The sequence below is a fragment of the Pseudarthrobacter equi genome (assembly GCF_900105535.1).
Taxonomy (GTDB): Bacteria; Actinomycetota; Actinomycetes; order Actinomycetales; family Micrococcaceae; genus Arthrobacter; species Arthrobacter equi.
On sequence record NZ_LT629779.1, the window covers coordinates 3,657,019 to 3,678,236 of the forward strand.

Below are 21,218 nucleotides of genomic sequence, written 5' to 3' on the forward strand. Positions count from 1 at the left end.
CGGCGGCTGGCGAGTTCCGTCGTCGGGCGTTCAGGGAGCAGGGAGGTACTTGCGCCCCAGGGTCAGCCATCCCGGTTTGGTCTGGTCCTGGGAGGCGTTGGCGAAGCGCAGGGGCACGCCGTTGGCGAGCGGGTTAGCGGCGCGCACCACGAGGGTGTAGGTGCCGGGGGCCAGCCCGCTGACGCTGACAGGGGACTTCCACTGGACCGACATCCCGGGCTTCACGGCGGTGAGCTTCCACGACGTTCCCCACGTCCGGACCATGTTTCCTGCGCTGTCCACGGCGGCAATCTGTATAGGCCAGTCGTAATAGAAAGGTGCCACCCCCACGTTGCTGACCATCACACTGACATCGCTCTGCCCGGACACGGTTCCGCGGGTGACGGCGAAGGAGGTCGCGTGGAACCGGTAGCCCAGCGACTGGGCCGCGGCGGTGGCGTTGCTGAGCGCCTGTCCCGAGTAACCGGGGCTGAAGGCGTGCTGGTTGAGGAGCCAGGAGGCGTGGGTCGCTTGTACGCTGTCCGTGAATTTGTTGTCGGCACCGCTTTCCACCACGGGGCAGAGCATGGGAGCGTCGAAAATGCAGTGCTGGATTTCGGGCCGGAGTTCTCCGCCCACTGGCTGGGTGAGCCATTTCTGGGTGGCGCCGGCCTGCGCCATTTTGTCCATGAAGTGCCACCCGGGTCCCGGCAGGGTGCTGACGGCGAAGGAGTCGTCGTGGTAGCCCACGTTCAGGCTGCTGTTGGCGGCGTCCGGGTACCTGACCTGGAGCTTGGTTTTGGTGAAGGCCTTCGTGTAGGCCTGCAGCACGCGCTGCTGGGAGGCCGGCGATGCGAGCCAGTTCTCGGCGGAGGCCCACCCGTCGTGAGGGTAGGTGTGCCATTCGCCCCAGAAGCCCAGGAGGCCCATTTGGATGAACCCGATCCGCGGATCGCCGTTGTAGCGGGACCCCAGGGCGGCGATGAAACCGTCCATGGCGTCCAGCAGGCGGGGGTCGTCGTAGTTCGGGGAGACGCTGATCCCGCCGTTGCCGTGGTCCCAGTAGGCGTGGGTGGCGAGGCCGGAATTCAGGAGGTATGCGGGGACGCCGGAGGGCTTCCCCGGATAGTCCAGGTAGAACCTGAAGACCGACTGGTGGCCGCGCGCGGCGATGGCGTTCAGCTGTGCTTCGAAACCTGACCAGTTGTATGTGCCCGGTCCCGTCACTACGGAGCTGACCGGCACGTAGAACCACTCCATGGAATGGGGCACCCCGTTATAACTGCCGGCGTACGGAACGAAACCTGCAAGGGGACTGCTCGCCGGGACAGGTCCGGCGGCCAGCGAAACCCACTCACCCGCCGGATCCGCTGCTTCGGCCGGAGAAACCGCTGATCTGGAAGGAACGATTAATAACACCGCAGCCACCAGGCATGACACAACAACAGCAAGCACAAGCCGCCAGTGGCTTGCTAATCCGCGCGAACGAAACCCCAAAGTATTCAATTGCATTTCCCCCTGAGACCCGGTGCAAGCACCAACTGAGACCAAGCAGTGAAAAACATCTATGAGACCAGGAACTGCAGACGCCACTCCCAATGGCGCTTCACACTCAGTACTTCGCACTGATCCTAAGGCCAAAAGCACCAGCCCCCTCAGGGATTTCCATAACTCTTTTCGAAACTTTTGTGCTGAAAAGCCACCCCTACCCCAAGGCAGTACGCATGACCCCCATGACATCCCCGTCCCACGAGTTCACCACCCGGCCGGTAAGGACGCTTCCCGCCCAGACAGCCCAGGCCGAGCGCCCCTTGGTGGACCACCTGGTCCTCGAACGGCTGAGAGAGGAACTGGAGGATGACCGGGGCTATACCCGCGTCTTCGTCGCCGACTTCGTCCGCTGCCTCCCCGGACGGATAGAACGGCTGCGCCATGCCCTCACTACCGGGGACTGGGCGGGCTCCTTTGACACTGTGCTGAGCTTGAAGACCTCCAGCCAAATGGTGGGCGCGGAGCAACTGGCCTCCCTGGCCGCGGACCTCGAGGCAGAATTGCGCAGCGACGCCACCACGGCGAACCTGCCGGATGCACTGCCGCAGCTCGCAGCAGCATTTCTCGCACCGATCCTCCGCTGCAGCACACGAACCAGGGACAGCCTCGCGTCCCGGTATCCGGTCCCGTTCCGCCGCTGAAATGCCGGGGAATTCCAGGTCATTCTTCTTCCGAGAGCTCGCCTGACACGAGGATCTGTATACCGCGCCCCGATTCACGGCATTGAAGTTGCTTCCCAATGCCTACACTGGGAGACGATTTGTAAATGTGAGCTGGCTTACGGCAGGGGTTGTGGAGGGCATGGCGGCGAAGGACGGCCGGGCAGAACCGGTGGAGCTGGACGACATCGACAGGAGCATCATCGCGGAGCTCACCCGGGACGGCCGGATGTCCGTGACGCAGGTGGCGGAGAACGTCCACATCTCCCGGGCGCATGCGTACACCCGCATCAACCGGCTCACCTCGGACGGGGTGCTGTCCCGGTTCACGGCCGTGGTGGACCCCATCAAGGCCGGGCTGAAGTCCTCCGCGTACGTGACGCTCAAGCTCAAGCAGGACTCGTGGCGGGAACTGCGCGACCAGCTCGGCGCCATCCCCGAGGTGCACCACATCGCCCTGGTGGGCGGCGACTTCGATGTCATCCTCCTGGTCCGCGCCGTGGACAACATCGACCTCCGCCGGGTCATCTTCGACCAGCTGCAGTCCATGCCCGGCGTGCTGGACACCCAGACTTTCCTGGTGTTTGAGGACGTGGACACCCGCTAGGCAAGCTCCTGCGCCCACGGCTCCGGGGTGCTACCTGCTCGCCCCCGGAGCCCAACAACGGCGGGACGCGGGAGCCGGCGGGCCGATTCGAGTACTGCAGAAAGCGCGAGTAGGCGGACCCAAAAATCAAGTACCTCTGCTGGACCGCGCCCAAATAATCGCGTACCGGTACGTGTTGTTGAGCCCGTGGGCGCCCGGCAAATATTGGGTCATCGATCCACCGGAAGGCACCTGGATGGGAGCCACCAATGGGGGAACGGGTTCTCAATCACTTTTACAAGGAGTCTTTCCATGCGCCCTATGACCAAGAAGAACAAAGTCGCCGCTGTTGCCCTGTCCGCTGCCCTGCTGGCAGCCGGTGGCGGTGCCGCGTACGCCTACTGGAGCACCACCGGCTCGGGTAACGGATCCGCTGCCGCGTCGTCCGGCACCTCCCCCGTCACCATCAACGTGACCGTTGACGCCGGTGTCGCCCCGGGCACCCCGAAGACGATTACCTACACGGCCACCAACCCCAACAGCAGCAGCACCCCGGTGACCCTGGCCAAGCCGGTTGTCACCACCAGCAACGCGGGATGCCTCCCGGCATGGTTCGACGCCACCGCCCCAACCGGAACCACCACGGTCCTCGGCAACGCCAGCGGCACGGCCCTGGGCACCGGAACCCTGACTCTCAACGATGATCCGGCAGTCAACCAGGATGCCTGCAAGGGCGCCACCATCACGGTGACCGTCGCCAGCAACTAACAAGCGAGCGGGCCGGGGATGGGTGAAAACCCCGTCCCCGGCTTGCCGTCATTTGCACCAAATGGGAAGGGGCACGGGGTGCACAATCAGGATGGACGGCCACGGCGCCGCAAGCGGGCAGCGTTCAAGGGGGCGTTGATCGCGCTGGCGCTGCTGCTCGGCAGCGCGGGCGCGCTCATCGCAGCCTCCAACAACCCAAAGCCGGGCATCACCGTACAGGTCTCCCCCGCCAGCCAGTCCGTCCAACAGGGCCAGTCCGCCGCCTACACGGTGACTGTCACGTCCACCGGCGGTTTCAGCGGCGCGGTGAATCTGGCCGCGGCGGGGCTGCCGGCAGGCACAAGCGGCGCATTCACGCCGCAGTCCATAACGCTGGCCTCCGGTACCACGGCGACCGCCACCCTGAACGCCGCCACCGCCACCAGCACGCCGGCCGGCACCAGCCCGGTCACCATCACCGGCACCAGCGGCAAGGTCTCCGGCAATGTCGATGCCAGCCTCACCGTGAACTACAAGATGACCAGCGCCTTCTCCGTGGCAGCCACGCCGGATTCCGTGACCATCCCGCCCGGAGCCACCGCGGTATACAGCCTGCAATTGGCCCGCAACAACTTCAGCGGCCCGGTCAGCTTCAGCGTCCTCGGCGGCCTCCCGGCCGGCGCCACCGCCCAGTTCTCACCCAATCCCGCCACCGGCAGTTCCACTACCCTTCAAGTGGCCACCACCGCAGCTTCCCCCACGGGGACGTCCAGCCTCTACCTGGTGGGAACCGGCAAGGACTCCAGCGGGAAAGTGCAGTACGCGTACGCCAACGTCCAGCTGGTCCTGGACTCCACGGTCAAACAATTCATCATCTCCGGGAAGGTGCCCGGCACCCTCTCCCCCGGCACGTCAGCGGCCCTGGACCTACAGATCAGCAACCCCATCAACAAGTCGCTGTCGCTGACCAACCTGTCCGTCGCCGTCACGGGCGTCACCCGTAGCGCCGACGCCGTGGCGAGGAAGCTGCCCTGCACGGCGGCCGACTTCGCTGTCGCCCAGTTCAGCGGGCCCTATCCGCTGACCGTCCCGGCCGCCGGCGGAACCCTGTCCGGACTCCGCGTGGCGCAGTCCGCCTGGCCGCAGGTGGGAATGCTGGACACATCCGCCAACCAGGATGGCTGCAAAGGTGCACTCCTCCAGCTTGCTTACTCGGGATCAGGACAGGGGAACTGAAATGCCCACCACCGCAAAGCGCCTCAAAACGGCGGCTCTCGCCGGGCTCCTGATAACCGCCGGCGCAGGAACGGCCTACGCCTACTGGACCGCCACGGGAACCGGCGGCGGGTCCGCAGCGGCCGCCGCCATGCAAACCGTCGCCGTGAACGCCCTCGTGGCCGGCGACAACCCCAAGAATGCGCTCTATCCGGGCGGCAGCGCCGACGTCGTCCTCCGGCTCACCAACCCGAACCCGTATGCGGTGCAGGTCTACCGCGTCACCGGCACGGGCCCCGCGGCGGCCGACGCCGCCCATTCCGGCTGCACCACTACCGGCGTCACCTTCGCCGCGCCGGCCGCACCGCTCTCCCCAGCAACCTCCGTTGCCGCGAACTCGTCGGCACTCATTACCCTCCCCGGAGCGGCCGCCATGGACACCACCTCGCTCGCAGCCTGCCAGGGCGCAACCTTCAGCCTTCCCGTGACGGTGGAGGTGCGCAAATGAGCCTCGCAACGCTTATCCCGGCGCTGCTGCGGGGCCGTCCGTCACGGAAGCTGACGGTGGTCTGGGTTGCCACTGCGCTCCTGTTGCTGCTCGGCACTGGCTCAGCGGCCTACGCGTTCTGGGCTTCCACCACCAGCAGCAGCAACGCCGCCGCAGCCGCCGATGCCCTGACGCCGGGTTCCAAACCGGCGGTGTCCGCCAGCGGCTCGTCGCTGTCCGTCACGTGGGCAGGCGGGACCACCGTCAACGGGCGGGCCGCCACGGGCTACACCGTTACCCGCTACGCGGTGGCCTCGGGCGGCGCCGGCATCCCGGCCACCGGCGGATGCGCCGGTACGGTGACCACCCTCAGCTGCACGGAACAGAACGTCCAGGGCGGGATCTGGTACTACACGGTCACGCCGGCCATCGCCCTGTGGACCGGCGTCGAGAGCCCCCGCAGCAACGGCACCAGCAATGACGCGAGCGCGCCCGTGGCCACCGTTTCGGGCATCTCGCCCACGCCCAACACAGCCGGATGGAACAGCTCCAGCCCCGTCACGGTGAGCATCACGGCCGGCGACGGCGCGTCCGGTTCCGGCGTCGCCTCCATCTCGTACGCGGTCGACGGCGGTGCGCAGCAGACGGTGGGCGCCGCCGTCGCCAGCATCCTGGTCAGCGGGGACGGGACGCACATCGTGTCCTATTTCGCTACGGACAAAGTGGGTAACGCCGGTACCGTCCAGAGCCAGACCGTGCGGATCGATACGCAGGCGCCGGCCGCACCCGGCCTGACGGTGCCCGCATTCGCGAACTCGGCCAACGTTGCCGCGGTGCCGGTTTCCGGCACAACGGAATCGGGGGCAAAGATCACGCTGACGGCCGCCGACACGGGGGCGGCCCATTCCGCGACCCCCGTGACAGCCACGGCGGACGGCGGCGGCAACTGGTCCGCCACGCTGAACCTCAGCAGCCTTGACCAGGGTGCCGTCGCTTTCTCGGCCACGGCAACCGACGCCGCTGGCAATGTCAGCGCTGCAAAGACTGCCTCGAGCGTGAAGGAAACAGTGGCCCCTGCGGCGGCACAGTCCCTGGGCGTCCCGGCCTACGTGAACATCTCCACCGCAAGCTCGGCACAGATTTCGGGGACCGCGGAAACCGGGGCAACAGTGAAGATTTCCGCCACCAGCCCGGGCTCGGCCCAGCCTGTCACGGGCACCGCCACGGCCATCGGCGGCAACTGGTCCGCAAACCTCAACCTCAGTTCGCTCAGGGACGGCACCGTGACCTACACGGTCACCGTCACTGACGCTGCAGGCAACACCGGCACGGCTGCCACCGCCACTAGTACGAAGGACACCGTGGCGCCGGTCCTCAGGCTCGATACGCCGCCGAACATCCTTGCATCCACCGTCACGGGTTACGCAGTGAGTGGCACCAGCGACTCCGGTTCAGCGGTAAGTGTGACTGTAACGGACGCCGCCACCAGCATCCCCGCCACAGCGTCCGGCGCAACGTGGAATACCGGGCCACTGAACCTGTCCGCCCTCAAGGACACTTCCAGCACGGCGCCGGTCGTGGCACTCACCATCACGGCAACCACCACGGACGCCGCCGGCAACAGCACCACCGTGACGTCGGCGGTCACCAAGGACACCAAGGCGCCAACCGTCGATGTCACATTGCAGAACGCCGGAGGAACCCTGGGCAAAGCCGAACAGGGCGATACGCTGACAATCCAGTTCTCTGAAGCAATGGAGTCCAGCAAGATCTGCTCCACCTGGACCAACAGCGCGCAAACGTTGAGCGGCAACAACAACGTGGTTGTCAACATCAGCACATCCAATGTCCTGACGGTGACCAGCACAAGCTGCACGCTGAATCTCGGCTCAATCACCCTCGGAGCCAACGCCAAGTACGGTTCAGCCGGTGCCCTCAGCTTCAACGGCAACGGCAACGCAAGCAATATGAGCACCGTTACCTGGGACGGGTCCACCACCCTGACCATCAAGCTTGGCAAGTCCACCGGCGGAACCTCCGGGACCACCACCACGCCGGACGTGCCCGTCTACACCGCGGGTACGGGACTCACCGATGCGGCCGGAAATGCTCTCGGGACGGGTCCCTTCAACGGCACATCATCGAGGTTCTAACCTCGCTCACCCAAACAAGATGGCCCTGCAGCCCGGCGGACTGCAGGGCCATCTGGTTTAACCGGGGCGCGGTCTGCGTGTGGATGCGCCGCCCAACCCGGCGTTGACTGGGGGTCGTAACCAGATTCGATGCGCAGCGAAAACAGCCCAGCCAGCCGAAGGGTCAGCCGCCGGTCGTCGGTGCCGGCGCTACCGTTTCCCCAGCACCCGACCCCACAGTGGGTGCAGGCGTCGCGTTGTCCACGGACGACGTCGGCTGGCCACCTCCCGCAGGCTGGCTCGCCGGAGCAGTGGGCACGGGAGTTGCGGCCGGGCCGGGGGCGAACGTTTCGGCAGGTGCACCAGCCGGAACTGTGGGCCGCCCGTCCGGGGCAGAAGAAGACGTCGGGACAGAGGACGGGCCGCCACTGGGACCGGCGGAGGGCGGAGTGGTGGCAACAGAGGTGCCGTCCGCAGCCGGGGATCCCTTCACGATGGCCGTGATCTGCTCCTTGAAGCCGTTGAGGGTGGCCTGGATTTCGGAGAGCGGGACGTCGCGGATGTTCCGGCCGTACTCGGCAATCTTCAACCACAGCGCCTCAAGCTGCTGCTTGCTGTCGCCGTCCAGCGGCCCGTCGAGGGTCAGCACCAGCTGGCTGGCCAGGGCGTACGTGAGGCAGTCCAGGCAGTTGTAGTTGGCCGCCGCCGACAGGTTCTCCGGCACAATCACATCCGTCTGACCCACCACCAGGACCACCTGGAACCCCACGGCCACGGCGGCGCAGCCCGAGCAGTTGGCGAACGCGTACGCCTCGTTGGCAGTGGTGACGGGAGCCCCGTCCTCCGCCCACACCAGCGCGAACGCCACACTGTAGGCAACGGAACCGTCCGTGGTGTTGACGGCGAGCGCCTGGTTCCCATCAGCTTCGGGGGCGGCGGGCCGGTCGAACGGGAACACCCAGGACGGCGCAGCGGGCGCGGCGGCCGCAGTGCCGCCAGCGGCACCAGCAGCGCCACCAGCCCCAGCACCCACCGGCACCAGCACCATGCTCAGCTGCGGGTTGTCCCGCGTGGGCTTCGTGGCACCGGCCGGCCACAACGCCACCGTCTGCCCGGTGCCGCCCTCACGCAGTTCCCCGCGCTCACGGACGGGAAGGATGGCGCGCGTGGCGTCCCCCAGCGTCCCGCGTTCGTACGCCTGCACCGGACGGTACGTCCCGCCGTCGGGCCACCATGCCCAGGCGAGGCCGCCCAGCAAAACCGCGACGGCGGTCATGGCCGCGGTGCGCTGCAGCGCCTTGCCGCGGGTCTTCTTCCACAGCCCGGTGACCAGCTGCCGCAGCAGCCGCACCACGATGTACAGCAGGCCCAGTACCGGGATGGCCACAATGACAATTGCCACTCCCCGGACGGCTGCGCCCAAAACGTCCCCATCGGCGAGCGACGCCAGCAGCATCTCCTGCTGCTTGCCCACACTCGCCCAGCCCGTGGCCAGCAGCCGCGGCAGGGACAGCACCATCATCACCATGCTGAACAGCAGCACCGGGACGGTCACCAGCACCCATACGGTCACCACGGCCCGCGCCCACGGCTTGAGCACCTTGCTTTCGGGGTTCCCCCACCGCCAGGGCAGGATCCCCAGAAGGGTGGGCTTGATGCGCTGGAAGAGGTCCGGGACGCCGGTGGCGTCGGCCAGGATGTGGTAGCCGTCGTACTTCACCAGCGGGATCAGCTGGCGGACCATCTGCAGGATCTGCGTGACCACCACAAGCAGCAGCGCGTCGAAGCCGGTGGCCCACCACACCCCCATGATGGCCACGGCAACGATGGCGTTGAAGTACAGCCCGCCCAGGTCCGTGCGGATCCTGCCGCCGCGGCCCAGCCGGTAGGAATCGGTGACGTCGGTGAAGAACGCCGGCCACAGCAGGTACAGCCCGGCGCCCATGGCCCCCGGCGTTGCACCGCCCTTTCGTGTGGCGGCGGCGTGGCCGAATTCGTGGAATCCCGCGGACAGGATGGTGACGGCGAGGATCAGCAGCAGGAGGGCGGGCTGTTCGAACGCCTCATGCGTGGCCGAGCCCAGGCCCTTGACCATTAGCACCCACCAGCACGAGGCCAGGAACGCAGCCGCCACGGCCACCACCAGCAGCGGGTGGAACAGCACGGCGAACGGGGCGGTGATCCTGCGGGTGCGCTCGGGATCGGACACGATGTAGCGGAACCGCAGGCCCAGCAGCGGGTTCGACTTCCTGACCTCCGGCTGGCTGCCGTCCGCGAGCCGGAGCACGCCCATCGGCAGCAGTTGCGAGTCCATCAGGGTCCGCACGTTGTCCGCGCTGACCAGCCGGCCGGAGCCTTCGCTGACGTGCCGGGCGATGCCCTCAAGGTCCTGCGTCCCGTCGGCGGCCTCCAGCACCAGGTACAGGAGCCTGGTCAGCTGCAGGGTCTGGCCGTCGGCGCGACGCACCAGGGCGGGCGGTTCGCGGTAGCCGGACCCCTCCGCGGTGCCCAGCAGCTGGACGCCGTCAGCGCGGGCGGGAAGGTGGGCTCCCGCCGTCGTCGTCTGGCCCGGCGGTTCCTGGGCAACGGTAACGCGCGACGGCGGCCGGCCCGCCTCGGGAGGCGGGCCGCCGTGGGTCTGGGTCATGTTGGCTTACTGCTGCAGGTCGGACGTCTGGCCGGCGTTTGCGTCCGCGGTGCCGTCAATGTGCTGCGAGATGGTGGCGCTCTGGTCCGAGATGGCGTACGCCTGGCTGTCGATGGAGCCGACGTTCGCGGCCACAGCGGCGTCGATGGGCGCGGCCACGTTGGCGTTCGCTGCTACGGCACCGTTGATGGGGGCGGCGATGGCGGCGTCGGCGTCCAGGTTGACGTCCACGTTCAGCAGGTTGCCGTTGAGGGCACCCGCGGCATCGGTCACGGCATCGGTGCCGGGCAGTGCGGAGACGGCATCTGCGGCGCCGTCCGTGGTGCCGGCGTCGGTGGTGCCCGTGCCGGCGGCGGTGTCAGTTGCGCCGTCGCCCTGCCCGATCACGCTGTCCTGCTGGGATTCGGCGTTGGCGTCAGCGGTGATGCCCTGGTCAATGGCGGCGTCCTGGGTGGACAGCGCCTGCGCGTCCGAACCGTAGGAGAGGATGTTGGCCGAGGCTGCGGCGTCGATGGGTGCAGCCACGTTGGCGTTGGCGGCGACTGCCAGGTCGATGGGTGCGGCGGCGTTGATGCCCAGATCCAGGTCCGCGTTCAGGTCCAGGACTGATGCCACTTCCTTGTCCGGCAGTGCGGTGGCCTGCTCCTGCAGCAGTTCTTCGTCAGTGAGGGGACGCATCTGGTTGTCCATGCTTGAAAAACCTCCGGTGCAGCGCGGGTGCTCTGCCCCCAGCGGGCAGCCCGCGCTCCACAATACTAAGCATGATTAGCAGTTTTGCGAAGGGAAGCTGGTTATCGACGCGCAAATTCGCCTTCGCGGCCCGGATAGAGGGGGCGTCAACGGACCTGAGCAGCGAAAACACATATGCGCAGCGAAAACGGACAGGTGCGGCGAGAACGAACCTGCGCAGCAGAAGCGGCGCGCAGTGGCCCCAGTTGAGCACAACCTGAGGGACTACCGGGAAGTTGAAGAAGTCTTGAACTTTTCTTGTCAGTGATGCCCGGTTGGCCTTGAAACTGCGGCGGCAAAGTTGTTGTTGTCAGCCGATGGGGCTGGCAAACAGTCCGCAGGCCGCACCGGCCGGCCATCACGAACGGATCACCATCATGGGTCTCAACCTCAAGTCCACCACCGGCAAGGTCCTCGCTTCCACCGCCCTGGTTGCCGCCGCAGCGTCCGTTGCAGGCCTGGGTACCTACGGTGCCTTCACCTCCACCACCAGCGCCAGCGAGACGGTAGCATCCGGCACCGTGAACGTGGCCCTCGGCGCCACCGGCGCAGCGAACCGCCTGAGCGTCGCGGCAAGCGGCCTGGTTGCCGGCGACACCGTCCAGCGCGCCGTAACCCTCTCCAACACGGGCAACCAGAACCTCTCCGCCATCACCCTGACCACGGCAGCGTCGCCGTCCTCGAAGCTGGACACGGACACCGTGAACGGCCTCCAGCTGACCGTCGATGCCTGCTCCGTCCCGTGGACCGAAGCCGGCACCTCCCCCGCCTTCACCTACACCTGCTCCGGCACGGTCACCCAGGTCCTCGCTCCCCGCGCCGCCGTGGGTGCCAACATGGCCCTGGCCGGCCTGAACTCCGTGACCTCGGCCGCTGCTGACAACCTCCGCGTCACCGTGACGCTGCCGTCCTCCGCGGACAACACCTTCCAGGGCCTGTCCAGCACCGTCGGCTTCAGCTTCACCGGCACCCAGCGCACCGCCACCAGCAAGTAACCAGTTCCGCCACCAGCCGTTCCGCACGGCGGCGCGGATGCCCAGGCATCCGCGCCGCGGAATCAAGAACCAACACCAGACCTGAACCGAGGGCATCATGACCACGCAGACACAGTCCTACCCCGGACGGCGACGCGCCGCCACCACACCCTCGTACCCCACCGCTGCTGCAATTACCCGGGCCGCGAAGCGCACCGCCAAACTGGCCGGCAAGGTCCTGATGGTCGGCATCATGGTGGTGGCAACAGCAGCCTTCCTGTTCCTCGCGGTAGGCCCCCGGGTGTTCGGCTACCAGACCTCAACCATGCTCACCGGCTCTATGTCGCCACTGATCAACCCGGGTGACGTAGTGGTCAGCGTCCCCACCCCTGTCACTGACCTCAAGGTGGGCGACATCGTCACGTACCACATCCCCGTAGAGGACCAGCGGATCGAGACACACCGCATCACCGACGTGACCCACGCCGGCACCTCCACCACCATCCAGACCAAGGGCGATGCCAACAACGGCGCGGACCCCTGGACCGCCACCATGGCCGAGGACCACGCCTTCACCACCGTGGCCGTCATCCCGCACCTGGGCGATGCCATCCGTGCCCTCCGCTCCCCCGTGGTGGGCAAAGTTCTCCTCTACGGCGCCCCGGCCGTTCTGGTCCTCCTGCTGCTGACCAGCATCTGGTCAAAGCCCAAAGAATCCACCGGTTCCGCCAAAGGCACGGCAGTTCCCGCTACCATCCCCTCATGACCAAAGTTCCTGCTGGCGGCCCGGAGCGTCCCGGGCCGGGCGACGGCGCAGCACTGGACAACATTGCAGTACTGAACAACAGTGCAGTACCGGATGACAGTGCAGTGCTGGACAGGTCCTGCCTCACCGACCTCGCCGATCAGCTCGCCTCACCCGAAGCGGCGGCCCAGTTCGCAGCCGTGTTTGTGGAGATGCTGCCCGAACGGGTGCAGGCCATCGAGGAACCCTTGGCGGACATCCGGGTACAGGCAGCCCGCACAGCGGCGCTGTCCCTCGGTTCGTCGGCCGCGATGATCGGCGCCCAGCAGCTGGTCCGTGATGCCGGGCTGATCAACCAGCACCTCAAAACGGGCTCGCTCGACGCGGCCCGCGAAGTAGCGGCACGGCTGAGCGCCGACGCCGCAGCCGTGGCCGCTGCCATCGAAGACTTGCTCGCCGGACAGTAGCCGTCCGTACAGTCGTGTCAGGACGGACGACGGCGGCGGGTCAGGACGGGAGCGTCAGGACCGGCGCGTCAGGACAGGGCAGCCGCGGGCACCAAGCCGTAGCCCACTCCGCGCACGGTCCGGATGATCTGGGTGTCGGAGCCGCCGGCGCGGATCTTCCGCCGCAGGTTGCCGACGTGGACCTCCACCAGGTGCTCGTCCGTGGCCCACTCATCGCCCCACACGCGCCGCAGCAGGGATTCCTTGGTCCACACCCGGCGCGGCGCCCCAACGAACGCCGCCAGCAGATCGAACTCGGTCCGGGTCAGCACAACCTCGTTGCCGGCCACGTGGACAGTCCGGGACTCCGTGTCCACACGAACGGGCCCGTGGACGGTCGCCTCGGAATCCGCCTCGGCCTCAACGGCCGGCTGTTCCGGCTCCGCAGCCGCCAGCTCGGCAACCGCTGGAGCACCGCCGTCGGGAAACCCCGGACGGGGACGCCGGAACATGGCGGTGATGCGCGCACCCAGGGCACGGGGGCTGAACGGCTTGGTCACAAAGTCGTCGGCGCCGATCTGCAGGCCCAGGAGCTCATCGATTTCCTCCACGCGGGCGGTGATCATCACCACGTAGGCGTCGGAGAACTCGCGCAGCCGCCGGCACACTTCGGTCCCGTCCAGGTCCGGCAGGTTCAGGTCGAGGGTGATCAGTTCCGGCTGGTGTTCCCGGATTCGAGCGAGACCGTCCATGCCGTTTCCCGCCACCACCACGTCGAAGCCCTGCATGCTGAGCGTCCTGTTCAGCAGCATCTGGATGTCTTTGTCGTCTTCAACAACTACGGCCCTGCGGTTGGCGGTTTCATGTCCCATGATGCCTAGCATTCCAGATAAGGCCACCCTCACCAGCCACCATGTCGGGGAATCGCGGACATTCTTGAAGAAACCTTGAACTGTCCCCCGGCAGGTGTTGAAGCGCGTGGCCCAGAATTGAAACAAGCAACCACAACGGAAGGCAGCAGCGGAACATGGGCACGTCAAGGCACGCAGGCGCAGCACGGCATCTCCGCCGTCTTGTTGCCGGTTTCGTCGTGGCCCTCTTCCTCGCAGCCACCCCCGCCATGGCCCAGGCCGCTTTCAGGGCCACAGCCTCCGCACCGTTCACCACGTCCACCTACGTGATCGCTGCTCCGGCGTCCATCGGCGGCACCTACTCCTGCGACACCAGCCGCCCCTACGGCTCCACCATCAACGTCACCAGCTTCGGCAAGGTGCCGCGCGCCACGGCCTACCAGCTCACCCTCATCGCGCCCGACGGCACCTCGCTGACCCAGTCCGCCACCGCGAACGCAAACACCATCACCATGACCAAGCCCTCCTCCCTCAGGAACGGCACCTACACGTACGAGCTCAGCGCCCTCGTGGGGACCTGGACCGGCACTCCCTACCGGGGTACCTACACCTGCTGACCGGGGGCCGTCTCCACTTTCGACGCGCACATTCGATATCGCGGCCCAGACAGGGGGTGCGTCAACGGACTTGCGCAGCGAAACCGGGCATGGGCAGCGGAAACGCAGGGCCGTACCGCGCTACGGCCTGTGGGCTGACGCGTCGCCCCAGTACTGATAGCTGTCATAGCAGTCGCGGGAGCAGAACACCGCGGACGGGTCCGGAAGCAGGGCTTGCCCGCAGTACCGGCATTTCGGCTTGGTTCGCAGGATCTGCTTCACGATTCTCAGCATGGATGCAGGCTAAGCGTTCAATCCGCGCCTGTGACCAGTAGATCGATACCCCACTTTTCAGACGAGTAATACCTACTCAGTACAGGCGTCTCGGGGGTGGATAGCCCCCTGCCCAGCAGATCGAGGGCCGGCGGCGAGTTCATTGTCGACGCGCAGATCCGCGGCCGGCACGCAGGGGCAGAATCGCGACCCACATACCCCGTGCGCCCGTGCATCACCGCGTCGAAAGCGGGAAGGTCACAGGCAGCACGCGGGATAGGGTCCGGAGCGTCACCCCGGGGCTCCGGATATGCCGACGGCAGCCCGGCCGGCTGCCAGCACCGCCGCCACGTCAGCGTCCAGCACCTCCAGCAGCGGTTCCGCGGCAGCCCAGTTGCCCGTGCACACCAGCCCCTGCAGCACTTCGGCGAGCGCCGCCAGCCGGGCGGCGCCCACCATGGTGGAGGACACCTTCAGGCTCAGCACCCGGTCCATGGCGGCAGCGGTGTCCTCCAGCAGCACGGCGGCGCAGAAGGTGGCCAGCCGCTGGGGCAGGAAGTCCAGGTAGGCGGAGAGGAACGTCAGGGCTGAGCCGTGGCAGCCCAGCTCCTCCCCCATCTGCCGGAGACAGCCCGGGTCCAGGACAGGCAGGTCCGCCCCCCGGAGACCTGGAAGCCCTGCGCTGGAAAAACCCGAAAGCCCGGACGCACGAAGGTGCACGCTCACGCGGACCACCGCCCGTCGTCGTGATACTCCTCGTCCAGCCCGTGCGGTGTCTTCTCCCACTTGTGCGGGCTGGTGAGCATCTGCCAGGCGGCCCGCCACGCGGCCACCGAGTGCAGCACCCAGTACGCCGGGTTCAGCAGCGCGAAGATGGCGATCCGCCAGCCGTGCCGCCGCCAGGTGGCCACCCCGGACACCACGATCATCATGGCGTTGCCGAACAGCATGGACACCACCCCGCCCACCAGCAGCCACTGCGGCAGGACCAGCCCCACGAAGTTGTAGCCCACGTAGGTGACGATGGTGAAGCCCAGCACCAGCGGGTAGGCCAGGAACGCCAGCGGGGTGCCCAGGATCAGGCCCAGGAACCCGACGGCGCCGGCCACCCCGGTGCGCTGGATGTACCGGAGGGTGTTGCGGGTGTTCACGGCCGCGGTGACCATGTAGCCCTTGATCCAGCGGGTGCGCTGCTTGATCCATGCGGGCACCTGCGAGCAGGCCTCCTCCCACGTGGTGGAGCTGATGACGCCCACGCGGTAGCCCTCGACGGCGGCGCGCAGCCCCAGGTCCGCATCTTCCGTCACGTTCCACGGGTCCCAGGCGCCCACCAGCCGCAGCAGCCGGGTATCGAAGTGGTTGGAGGTGCCGCCCAGAGGCAGCGGGATACCGGAACGGTCCAGGCCCGGGAGCATGGAATCGAACCAGTGGGTGTATTCGATCGTGAACAGTCGGGTGAGGACGTTCTGGTCCGCGTTGAAGTAGTTCAGGGCGGCCTGCACGCAGATCAGCGGCCGCCGGTCCGGGTCCAGGTACTGCCGCTCGAATGCGTCCTGCCGGAAGGCGTCGATGGCGGCGCGGAGCTGGCCGGGATCGGGCCGGTCCTCGGCGTCGTAAATCACCACGTACTCGCCCCGGGCGAAGGTGAGCCCGTAGTTGCAGGCCCGCGGCTTGGTCTGCGGTTCGCCGCGGGGCACCACCAGGATCCGCACGTACTCCGGCGGGCGGGAGCGCTTGGCGGCCTCGATGGTTTCGGTGTCGTCCTCCTCCAGCAGCACCAGGACGTCCAGCTTGGAGCGGGGGTAGTCCAGCTGGCCCAGGTTGCTGAGGAGCTTGTCGATGATGTTGGCCTCGCGGAACACCGGGATGAGGATGGTGTACACGGGCAGGTCCGCGTCCGGGATCCGCTCCGCCTCCTCCGCCGGCAGGCCGCGCCGTTCCAGTTCACGGGCACGGGCTTTCGCCGCGGACCGGTCGTGCAGCACGTCGAACGGCTGCCGCAGGCTGGCCACGGTCTTGAACCCGATGCTCACCAGGAACACCACGTTGACGGCGGTGAGCAGCACGATGGTGGTCAGCAGCGCATTCAGTGCCAACCCGGCCAGCAGGCAGCCAAGCAGCACGGCGGGCAGCAGGGTCTGCCACCGGTTCAGGGCGGTCCGGGCCGAGCCGTCCGGCAGTTCTTCGGCCAGCCGTTCGGCGGATTCGTAGAGCAGGTGGTTGCGGAAGGCCCGCTGGATGGAGTGGTTGATGTCCCAGTCGGTGGTGGTCCGGAACACCACGTCCGTGGCGCCGGTAGCCCGCATGGCGGCACGGCGGATCGCCTCGCTGGGTTTCACCGCGGTGGCCACTGTCAGCACCCCGTCCTGCAGGCGCCACGGCAGCCAGCCGGGCTCGGACACTTCGCTGAACCGCAGCCGCTCCAGCAGGGCATCGTCCGACGGGTGCGACACCAGGTCCACCAGCGGCGCGTCCCACTGCTCGGCCAGGACCTCGTAGACGTGCCGGCGGTTCAGCCCGGTTTCGAGGATGATGTGCCGGCCCAGCAGGCCGCCCTCGGTGGCGGCGCGGAGCAGGGCACGGTCCAGCTGGCCGGTGGTGATCAGGCCGGCCTGGAGCAGGGTCTGGCCCAGCGCGAGCGACTGCCGCCCCGGGCCATCAGCCAGCGGCCCGGCGTCGGCGTCGGGCGGGTCAAGAACCGGTACTGCCTCGGACATCAGTCCACGGTCCTTTCGTAGATCCGGTGGGTGGGGCTGGTGAACGCCACCGCGTAGCGGGAGTTGAAGGTGGGGTCGGCGCTGATGGCCTCATAGACCAGGTCCGTGAAGCCGGAGTCCTGCGGCCCGGCGCCCGCCTCCACGTTCACGTACACCCATTCGGCGTACCGGGCGGGTTCCTCGAGCGCCGGGGCGAAGTGGTCGCCGGAGGCACGGTTGTAGATGTTGCTTAGCGGGATGCCCATGGTGGGAAGTACCGCGTTCCCGCGGGCGCTTTCGTCCATGAGGATCCCGCCGCCGCGGTAATGGTCCTTCAGCCAGCGCGCGGCGGCGAACGAATCGGTGTTGGACTCGCGGGACATGCGCCCCTCGGCCAGGATGGCCAGCCGGCCGGCGGGGTCCTGCAGCCACCACGCGTTCTGCGCGGCGAGGGCCAGCAGGAGCGCGGCAGCCACCAGGGAGCGCGCACGACGGCGGCGCGTCACCTCGTGCACGAACGCCGCCACCAGCACGGCGGCCAGGGGCAGTGCGGTGAGGGCGAAACGGTTGTTCCACCAGGTGCTGGGGAGGGAGTGATCGTTGTTGATGGCGGTCTGCCCCAGGTACAGGCTCACCAGGGCGAAGGCGTAGGCGCTGCCGGTGACGGCGATCAGGAGGGTGCCGGTGGCCAGGCCGCGGCGGAACACCACCACCACAGCACCGCAGGCAGCCGCGGCGACCACCACCACGCCCAGGGTTTCGAACAGGGACCAGTGGAACGTCCAGAGGGTCAGGCCCAGGTTGCCCTTGGTGGGGAGCAGGCCGCCGTCGGTGATGTTTTTCTGCTGCGCGTAGGCCGAGTACTGGCCGAACATGAATTCCAGCGGGTTGCCGTAGATGGCCCAGTTGTAGGAGAGCCACCAGAGCACAGCGGCGGCGGGGACCATGGCGTAGCCGGAGGCCATTTTGATAGCTTCACGGACCTGCCCGGAGCGGCGCAGCTCGGTGATGAGGACAAAAAGGGTGCCCGTGAGCACCAGCGCCCAGCCCTCGTAGCGGGACAGCACCGCGGCGCCGGACGGGATCGCGGCGAACACGGCCAGCTCGCCGGCGCTCATCCTGCGGCGGCTGGTGGCCCAGTGCGCCAGCCCGGCCATGCCCGCCACCAGGCACATGAGCAGCACCGGTTCGGTGAGGGCGGTGGTGTAGGTGTAGAGGATGGCCGGGTTGGCCAGGACCACCAGCACGGCGGCCAGGCGCCCGGCCCGGCCGTAGCCCAGGCGGGCGGCAATCCGGTAGAGCCCGGAGGTGGTGGCGGCCAGGGCCAGGATGCCCAGGATGCAGGCGCCCCAGCCGGTGCTGAACATCCAGAGGTTGATGATGAACGGCATCAGGAGCAGGTGCGGCATGGGCAGCCACACGGTGCCCAGCTGTTCGAAGCCGGGGGCTTTGCTGTCGAACACGCGCCGGGCGATGGTGAGGTGGCTTTGGGCGTCCGAGTAGTCCAGGTTGCTGCCGGAGCTGGTGGTGTAAAGGCAGGCGAGGAACCCCACCACAGCCGCAGCCCCGGCGATCACGGCGGTGCCGGGCACGTGCCGGCCGGCCACCGGGGCGCCGAGTGAGGCCCAGGCGCGGGCCAGCCGCGGGGTCCGCTCCCCCGCGGCGTCCCGGGCCGGGACGGCCCGTGTGGCCGGCGGGGTGTGGAGGCTACTGGCCACTGGCGGTGTCCGCGGCGGCGGCCTGTTCCCGGGCTTCTGCGTAGGCGCCGGCGTGCCGCTTGTGCCGTCGGCGCAGGAGGACGCGGGCGGCGAAGGCGAGCAGCAGCACGGCGGCGGCCGCGCCGATCCAGAGCGCCAGGGGCCGGAACCCGTCAGTGACCTCGGCCTGGGGTGTGATGGCGTTGCTTTCGAGCAGCACGGGGTCCCCGGTGGTCTGGGTGACCAGCAGGTTCCGGGAGAGGGCGCTCCAGCCGCCGGGCTGCTGCTGGACGTGCGCGGCCAGGCTGCCCTGCAGGGTGCCGGCGGTGGCGGCGCCGGTGGCGTTATCGGGGGCCCAGCCGCCCAGGAGCACGAGGTTGCGGCCGTTCTGTTCGAACCCTTCCAGGACGCCGTAGGGGGCGGTGGTGCCCACGCCGAATTCGATGTCCCGGGCGGCCACGGTGCGGAAGCCGGCCAGGCGGAGCGGTGCGGCCACTTTCTCGGCGGTTTCCGCGGTGGCGCCCACCAGGAGGCCGGAGTCGCTGGAGTCCAGGAGGCCGGCGGCGTCGGTGAGGCGGACGTCCAGGAGCCCTGCGGAGTCGCGCTGCAGGGCGAAGGCGAGCGTGGCGGCGCTGATGGTGTTCTCCTGGGGCGTGGCGCCGGCGTCGAACGCTATGGGCAGGGTGCTGCCCAGCACCTGCGGGAAGCGGGCGAAGCCGGGCTCGAGGGAGTGGCCGCGTTCGGCGGTGAGTTTGCTGCCGGTGGTGTCCACGGTGAGTTCCATGGGCATCAGGCCGGCGGGGCCGGAGCAGTCGCCGCCGGCGGGGAGGGCGGTGAGGCGGAGGCGGAGGCCGTTGCGGGACTGGATCTGCCCGGCGGGGACGCTGGCGGTGAGGTCGAAGCTGTCGCCGTCCAGGGTGTGGGAGCTGATCAGGTAGTCGTTCCAGTAGACGGAGAGGGCTGCCTGTCCCCCGGCGGGCACGGCGGTGTGGGTGCCGCTGAGGTGGAGGGTGACGGCGGAGACGGGCCCGCCGAACTGGGACTGGTTGACCCCCAGGTAGGTTTCCTGGGTGCCGTAGCCGGCCAGTTTGATGGTGTTGGCGCCGAGGTCCGCCAGGGTCTGTTCGGGCCCGGCGGCGGCCGGGACGGTGGAGGTCATGCCGGTGACGGTGGTGGAATCGGCCAGCGCTGATTTGGTGTTGGCCAGTGCCTGGGCGGCGCTGCGGAGTTCGTCGCCGTGGCCGGTGAGGGCCAGGGCGGGGCGGCCCGCCTGGGTGGCGAGGGTGGTGCTGACGGCGTCCTGTTCCTCCGGCTTGGCGGCGGCGATGCTGATGATCCGGGAACCGGCGGGGAGGGCGGCTGCCCGGGCGGCGGCGTCCGGTTCGGGGACGAGGCTGAGGGCGGCGTCCGGGTAGCGGTGGGCCATGGCGGCGGAGGCGGCCAGGATGGCGGCGGAGACGTCCGACGGCGGATTGGCCGGCACCGGGATGAGGACGGCGGGCATGGAGGGGGCCAGGAATTCGGCCACGGTGGCGGGGGCGGCCTCGGTGCCGCTGGTGGCGAGGGCCACCTTGCTGAGGGTGGCGGCGGACTGGGCGGCGGTGCAGACGTTCTGGACGGCGGGGAGGTAGTCCAGGGTGAGGACCAGTTCGTGGTCCGTGAGGTCCGCGGCGGTGACGGGTGCGTCCAGTGTGAGGTTTGCGCCGGCGGGTGCTTCGAGGAGGGTGCGGCCCTTGGCGGTGACGCGGATGGTGCCCTGGACGGCCTGCCCGGCGACGGCGATGGCGCCGGTGACGCGGGCGGGGTTGAGGCCATCGGCCACGTGCAGGGCGAGCTGCTGCCCGGTCTGGCCGGGAAGGGCTGACACGGAGGCTTTGGACGCCGGCGCTGCCGTGCCGTCGGTGTGCGAGGCCAGGACGCCGGTGCGGGTCGTTGCCGGGGATGCTGCGTTCGCGGCGGGTGCTGCGAGGAGGAAGCCGGAGGCGAGCATGGCGGCGCAGGTGAGCACGGTGCTCCCTGCCCTGAGACGTGAGAGCATTCCCCCAGCTTCTGCGGGCCAGTTCAAGGCAAGGCGGTGGCTACGCTCAAGACTTGGTCAAGAAGTGGTGTTTGGGCTGGTCTCGGGCCTGAAGCCCGCATCAATGTTGATTGCGCGGTAGGTTCTGTTGCTTAAAGTCAGGGTGCCGGCAAGCCTGCATGGAAGCCAGG

Annotated in this window: 18 protein-coding genes; 10 read left to right on the forward strand and 8 right to left on the reverse strand. The window is 68.2% G+C overall.

Going from position 1 to position 21,218, the window contains the following annotated elements; translation table 11 throughout:
- Positions 1-30: 30 nt before the first annotated feature.
- Entirely contained in the window at positions 31-1,251 is a 1,221-nt protein-coding gene (locus BLT71_RS16620; protein ID WP_231994329.1) for a DUF4832 domain-containing protein, read from the reverse strand.
- A gap of 452 nt (positions 1,252-1,703) precedes the next feature.
- Here BLT71_RS16620 and BLT71_RS16625 point away from each other — a divergent pair, with 452 nt between their 5' ends.
- The 6 genes from BLT71_RS16625 to BLT71_RS16650 all read left to right on the forward strand — a co-directional run bounded on the left by BLT71_RS16625 (position 1,704) and on the right by BLT71_RS16650 (position 7,377).
- Positions 1,704-2,171 carry an Hpt domain-containing protein gene (locus tag BLT71_RS16625; protein ID WP_322788291.1) on the forward strand — a complete coding sequence of 156 codons (468 nt, stop codon included), beginning with the start codon at positions 1,704-1,706 and terminating at the stop codon, positions 2,169-2,171.
- A 160-nt stretch (positions 2,172-2,331) separates the two neighbouring features.
- Entirely contained in the window at positions 2,332-2,796 is a 465-nt protein-coding gene (locus BLT71_RS16630; protein ID WP_091722458.1) for an Lrp/AsnC family transcriptional regulator, read from the forward strand.
- Between the two features lie 291 nt (positions 2,797-3,087).
- A complete protein-coding gene (locus BLT71_RS16635; protein WP_091722461.1) occupies positions 3,088-3,543 on the forward strand; it encodes a hypothetical protein in 456 nt (151 codons plus the stop codon).
- Between the two features lie 78 nt (positions 3,544-3,621).
- Positions 3,622-4,758 (forward strand): COG1470 family protein, encoded by a 1,137-nt coding sequence (locus tag BLT71_RS16640; protein WP_231994330.1) that lies wholly within the window; start codon positions 3,622-3,624, stop codon positions 4,756-4,758.
- Between the two features lies 1 nt (position 4,759).
- Positions 4,760-5,245, forward strand: a complete 486-nt coding sequence (locus tag BLT71_RS16645; protein WP_091722467.1) for a hypothetical protein — start codon at positions 4,760-4,762, stop codon at positions 5,243-5,245.
- Positions 5,242-7,377, forward strand: coding sequence for a beta strand repeat-containing protein (locus BLT71_RS16650; protein WP_091722469.1), 2,136 nt, complete (start codon positions 5,242-5,244; stop codon positions 7,375-7,377). The genes BLT71_RS16645 and BLT71_RS16650 overlap by 4 nt, the downstream gene beginning before the upstream one ends.
- 163 nt (positions 7,378-7,540) lie before the next feature.
- On the opposite strand, the gene BLT71_RS16655 is transcribed toward BLT71_RS16650, so the two are convergent.
- On the reverse strand, positions 7,541-10,003 hold the full coding sequence (locus BLT71_RS16655; protein ID WP_091722472.1) for a zinc metalloprotease: 2,463 nt from the start codon (positions 10,001-10,003) through the stop codon (positions 7,541-7,543).
- A gap of 6 nt (positions 10,004-10,009) precedes the next feature.
- The gene (locus BLT71_RS16660; protein WP_091722473.1) at positions 10,010-10,693 is read right to left on the reverse strand and encodes a peptidoglycan-binding protein; all 684 of its coding nucleotides are present in this window, start codon (positions 10,691-10,693) and stop codon (positions 10,010-10,012) included.
- Positions 10,694-11,049: 356 nt separating this feature from the next.
- Between BLT71_RS16660 and BLT71_RS20925 the strand changes: the two genes are divergently transcribed.
- The 3 genes from BLT71_RS20925 to BLT71_RS16675 all read left to right on the forward strand — a co-directional run bounded on the left by BLT71_RS20925 (position 11,050) and on the right by BLT71_RS16675 (position 12,918).
- Positions 11,050-11,727 (forward strand): TasA family protein, encoded by a 678-nt coding sequence (locus BLT71_RS20925; RefSeq protein WP_269457136.1) that lies wholly within the window; start codon positions 11,050-11,052, stop codon positions 11,725-11,727.
- A gap of 97 nt (positions 11,728-11,824) precedes the next feature.
- Positions 11,825-12,472 (forward strand): signal peptidase I, encoded by a 648-nt coding sequence (locus BLT71_RS16670; protein WP_091722476.1) that lies wholly within the window; start codon positions 11,825-11,827, stop codon positions 12,470-12,472.
- Positions 12,469-12,918 (forward strand): Hpt domain-containing protein, encoded by a 450-nt coding sequence (locus tag BLT71_RS16675; RefSeq protein ID WP_091722478.1) that lies wholly within the window; start codon positions 12,469-12,471, stop codon positions 12,916-12,918. The genes BLT71_RS16670 and BLT71_RS16675 overlap by 4 nt, the downstream gene beginning before the upstream one ends.
- A 68-nt stretch (positions 12,919-12,986) precedes the next feature.
- Here BLT71_RS16675 and BLT71_RS16680 read toward each other — a convergent pair whose 3' ends face one another.
- Positions 12,987-13,769 carry a response regulator transcription factor gene (locus BLT71_RS16680; protein ID WP_091722481.1) on the reverse strand — a complete coding sequence of 261 codons (783 nt, stop codon included), beginning with the start codon at positions 13,767-13,769 and terminating at the stop codon, positions 12,987-12,989.
- A gap of 155 nt (positions 13,770-13,924) precedes the next feature.
- Between BLT71_RS16680 and BLT71_RS16685 the strand changes: the two genes are divergently transcribed.
- Positions 13,925-14,365, forward strand: coding sequence for a hypothetical protein (locus BLT71_RS16685; protein WP_091722483.1), 441 nt, complete (start codon positions 13,925-13,927; stop codon positions 14,363-14,365).
- 543 nt (positions 14,366-14,908) lie between these two features.
- Here BLT71_RS16685 and BLT71_RS16690 read toward each other — a convergent pair.
- The 4 genes from BLT71_RS16690 to BLT71_RS16705 all read right to left on the reverse strand — a co-directional run bounded on the left by BLT71_RS16690 (position 14,909) and on the right by BLT71_RS16705 (position 21,048).
- Positions 14,909-15,235 (reverse strand): Hpt domain-containing protein, encoded by a 327-nt coding sequence (locus tag BLT71_RS16690; RefSeq protein WP_231994331.1) that lies wholly within the window; start codon positions 15,233-15,235, stop codon positions 14,909-14,911.
- Positions 15,236-15,339: 104 nt separating this feature from the next.
- Positions 15,340-17,334: a glycosyltransferase family 2 protein gene (locus BLT71_RS16695; protein ID WP_091722485.1), complete on the reverse strand. Its 1,995-nt coding sequence runs from the start codon at positions 17,332-17,334 to the stop codon at positions 15,340-15,342.
- Positions 17,334-19,031 carry a glycosyltransferase family 39 protein gene (locus tag BLT71_RS16700; RefSeq protein ID WP_091722487.1) on the reverse strand — a complete coding sequence of 566 codons (1,698 nt, stop codon included), beginning with the start codon at positions 19,029-19,031 and terminating at the stop codon, positions 17,334-17,336. Before BLT71_RS16700 ends, BLT71_RS16695 begins: the two co-directional genes overlap by 1 nt.
- On the reverse strand, positions 19,021-21,048 hold the full coding sequence (locus BLT71_RS16705; protein ID WP_091722490.1) for a cellulose biosynthesis cyclic di-GMP-binding regulatory protein BcsB: 2,028 nt from the start codon (positions 21,046-21,048) through the stop codon (positions 19,021-19,023). Before BLT71_RS16705 ends, BLT71_RS16700 begins: the two co-directional genes overlap by 11 nt.
- Positions 21,049-21,218 lie beyond the last annotated feature (170 nt).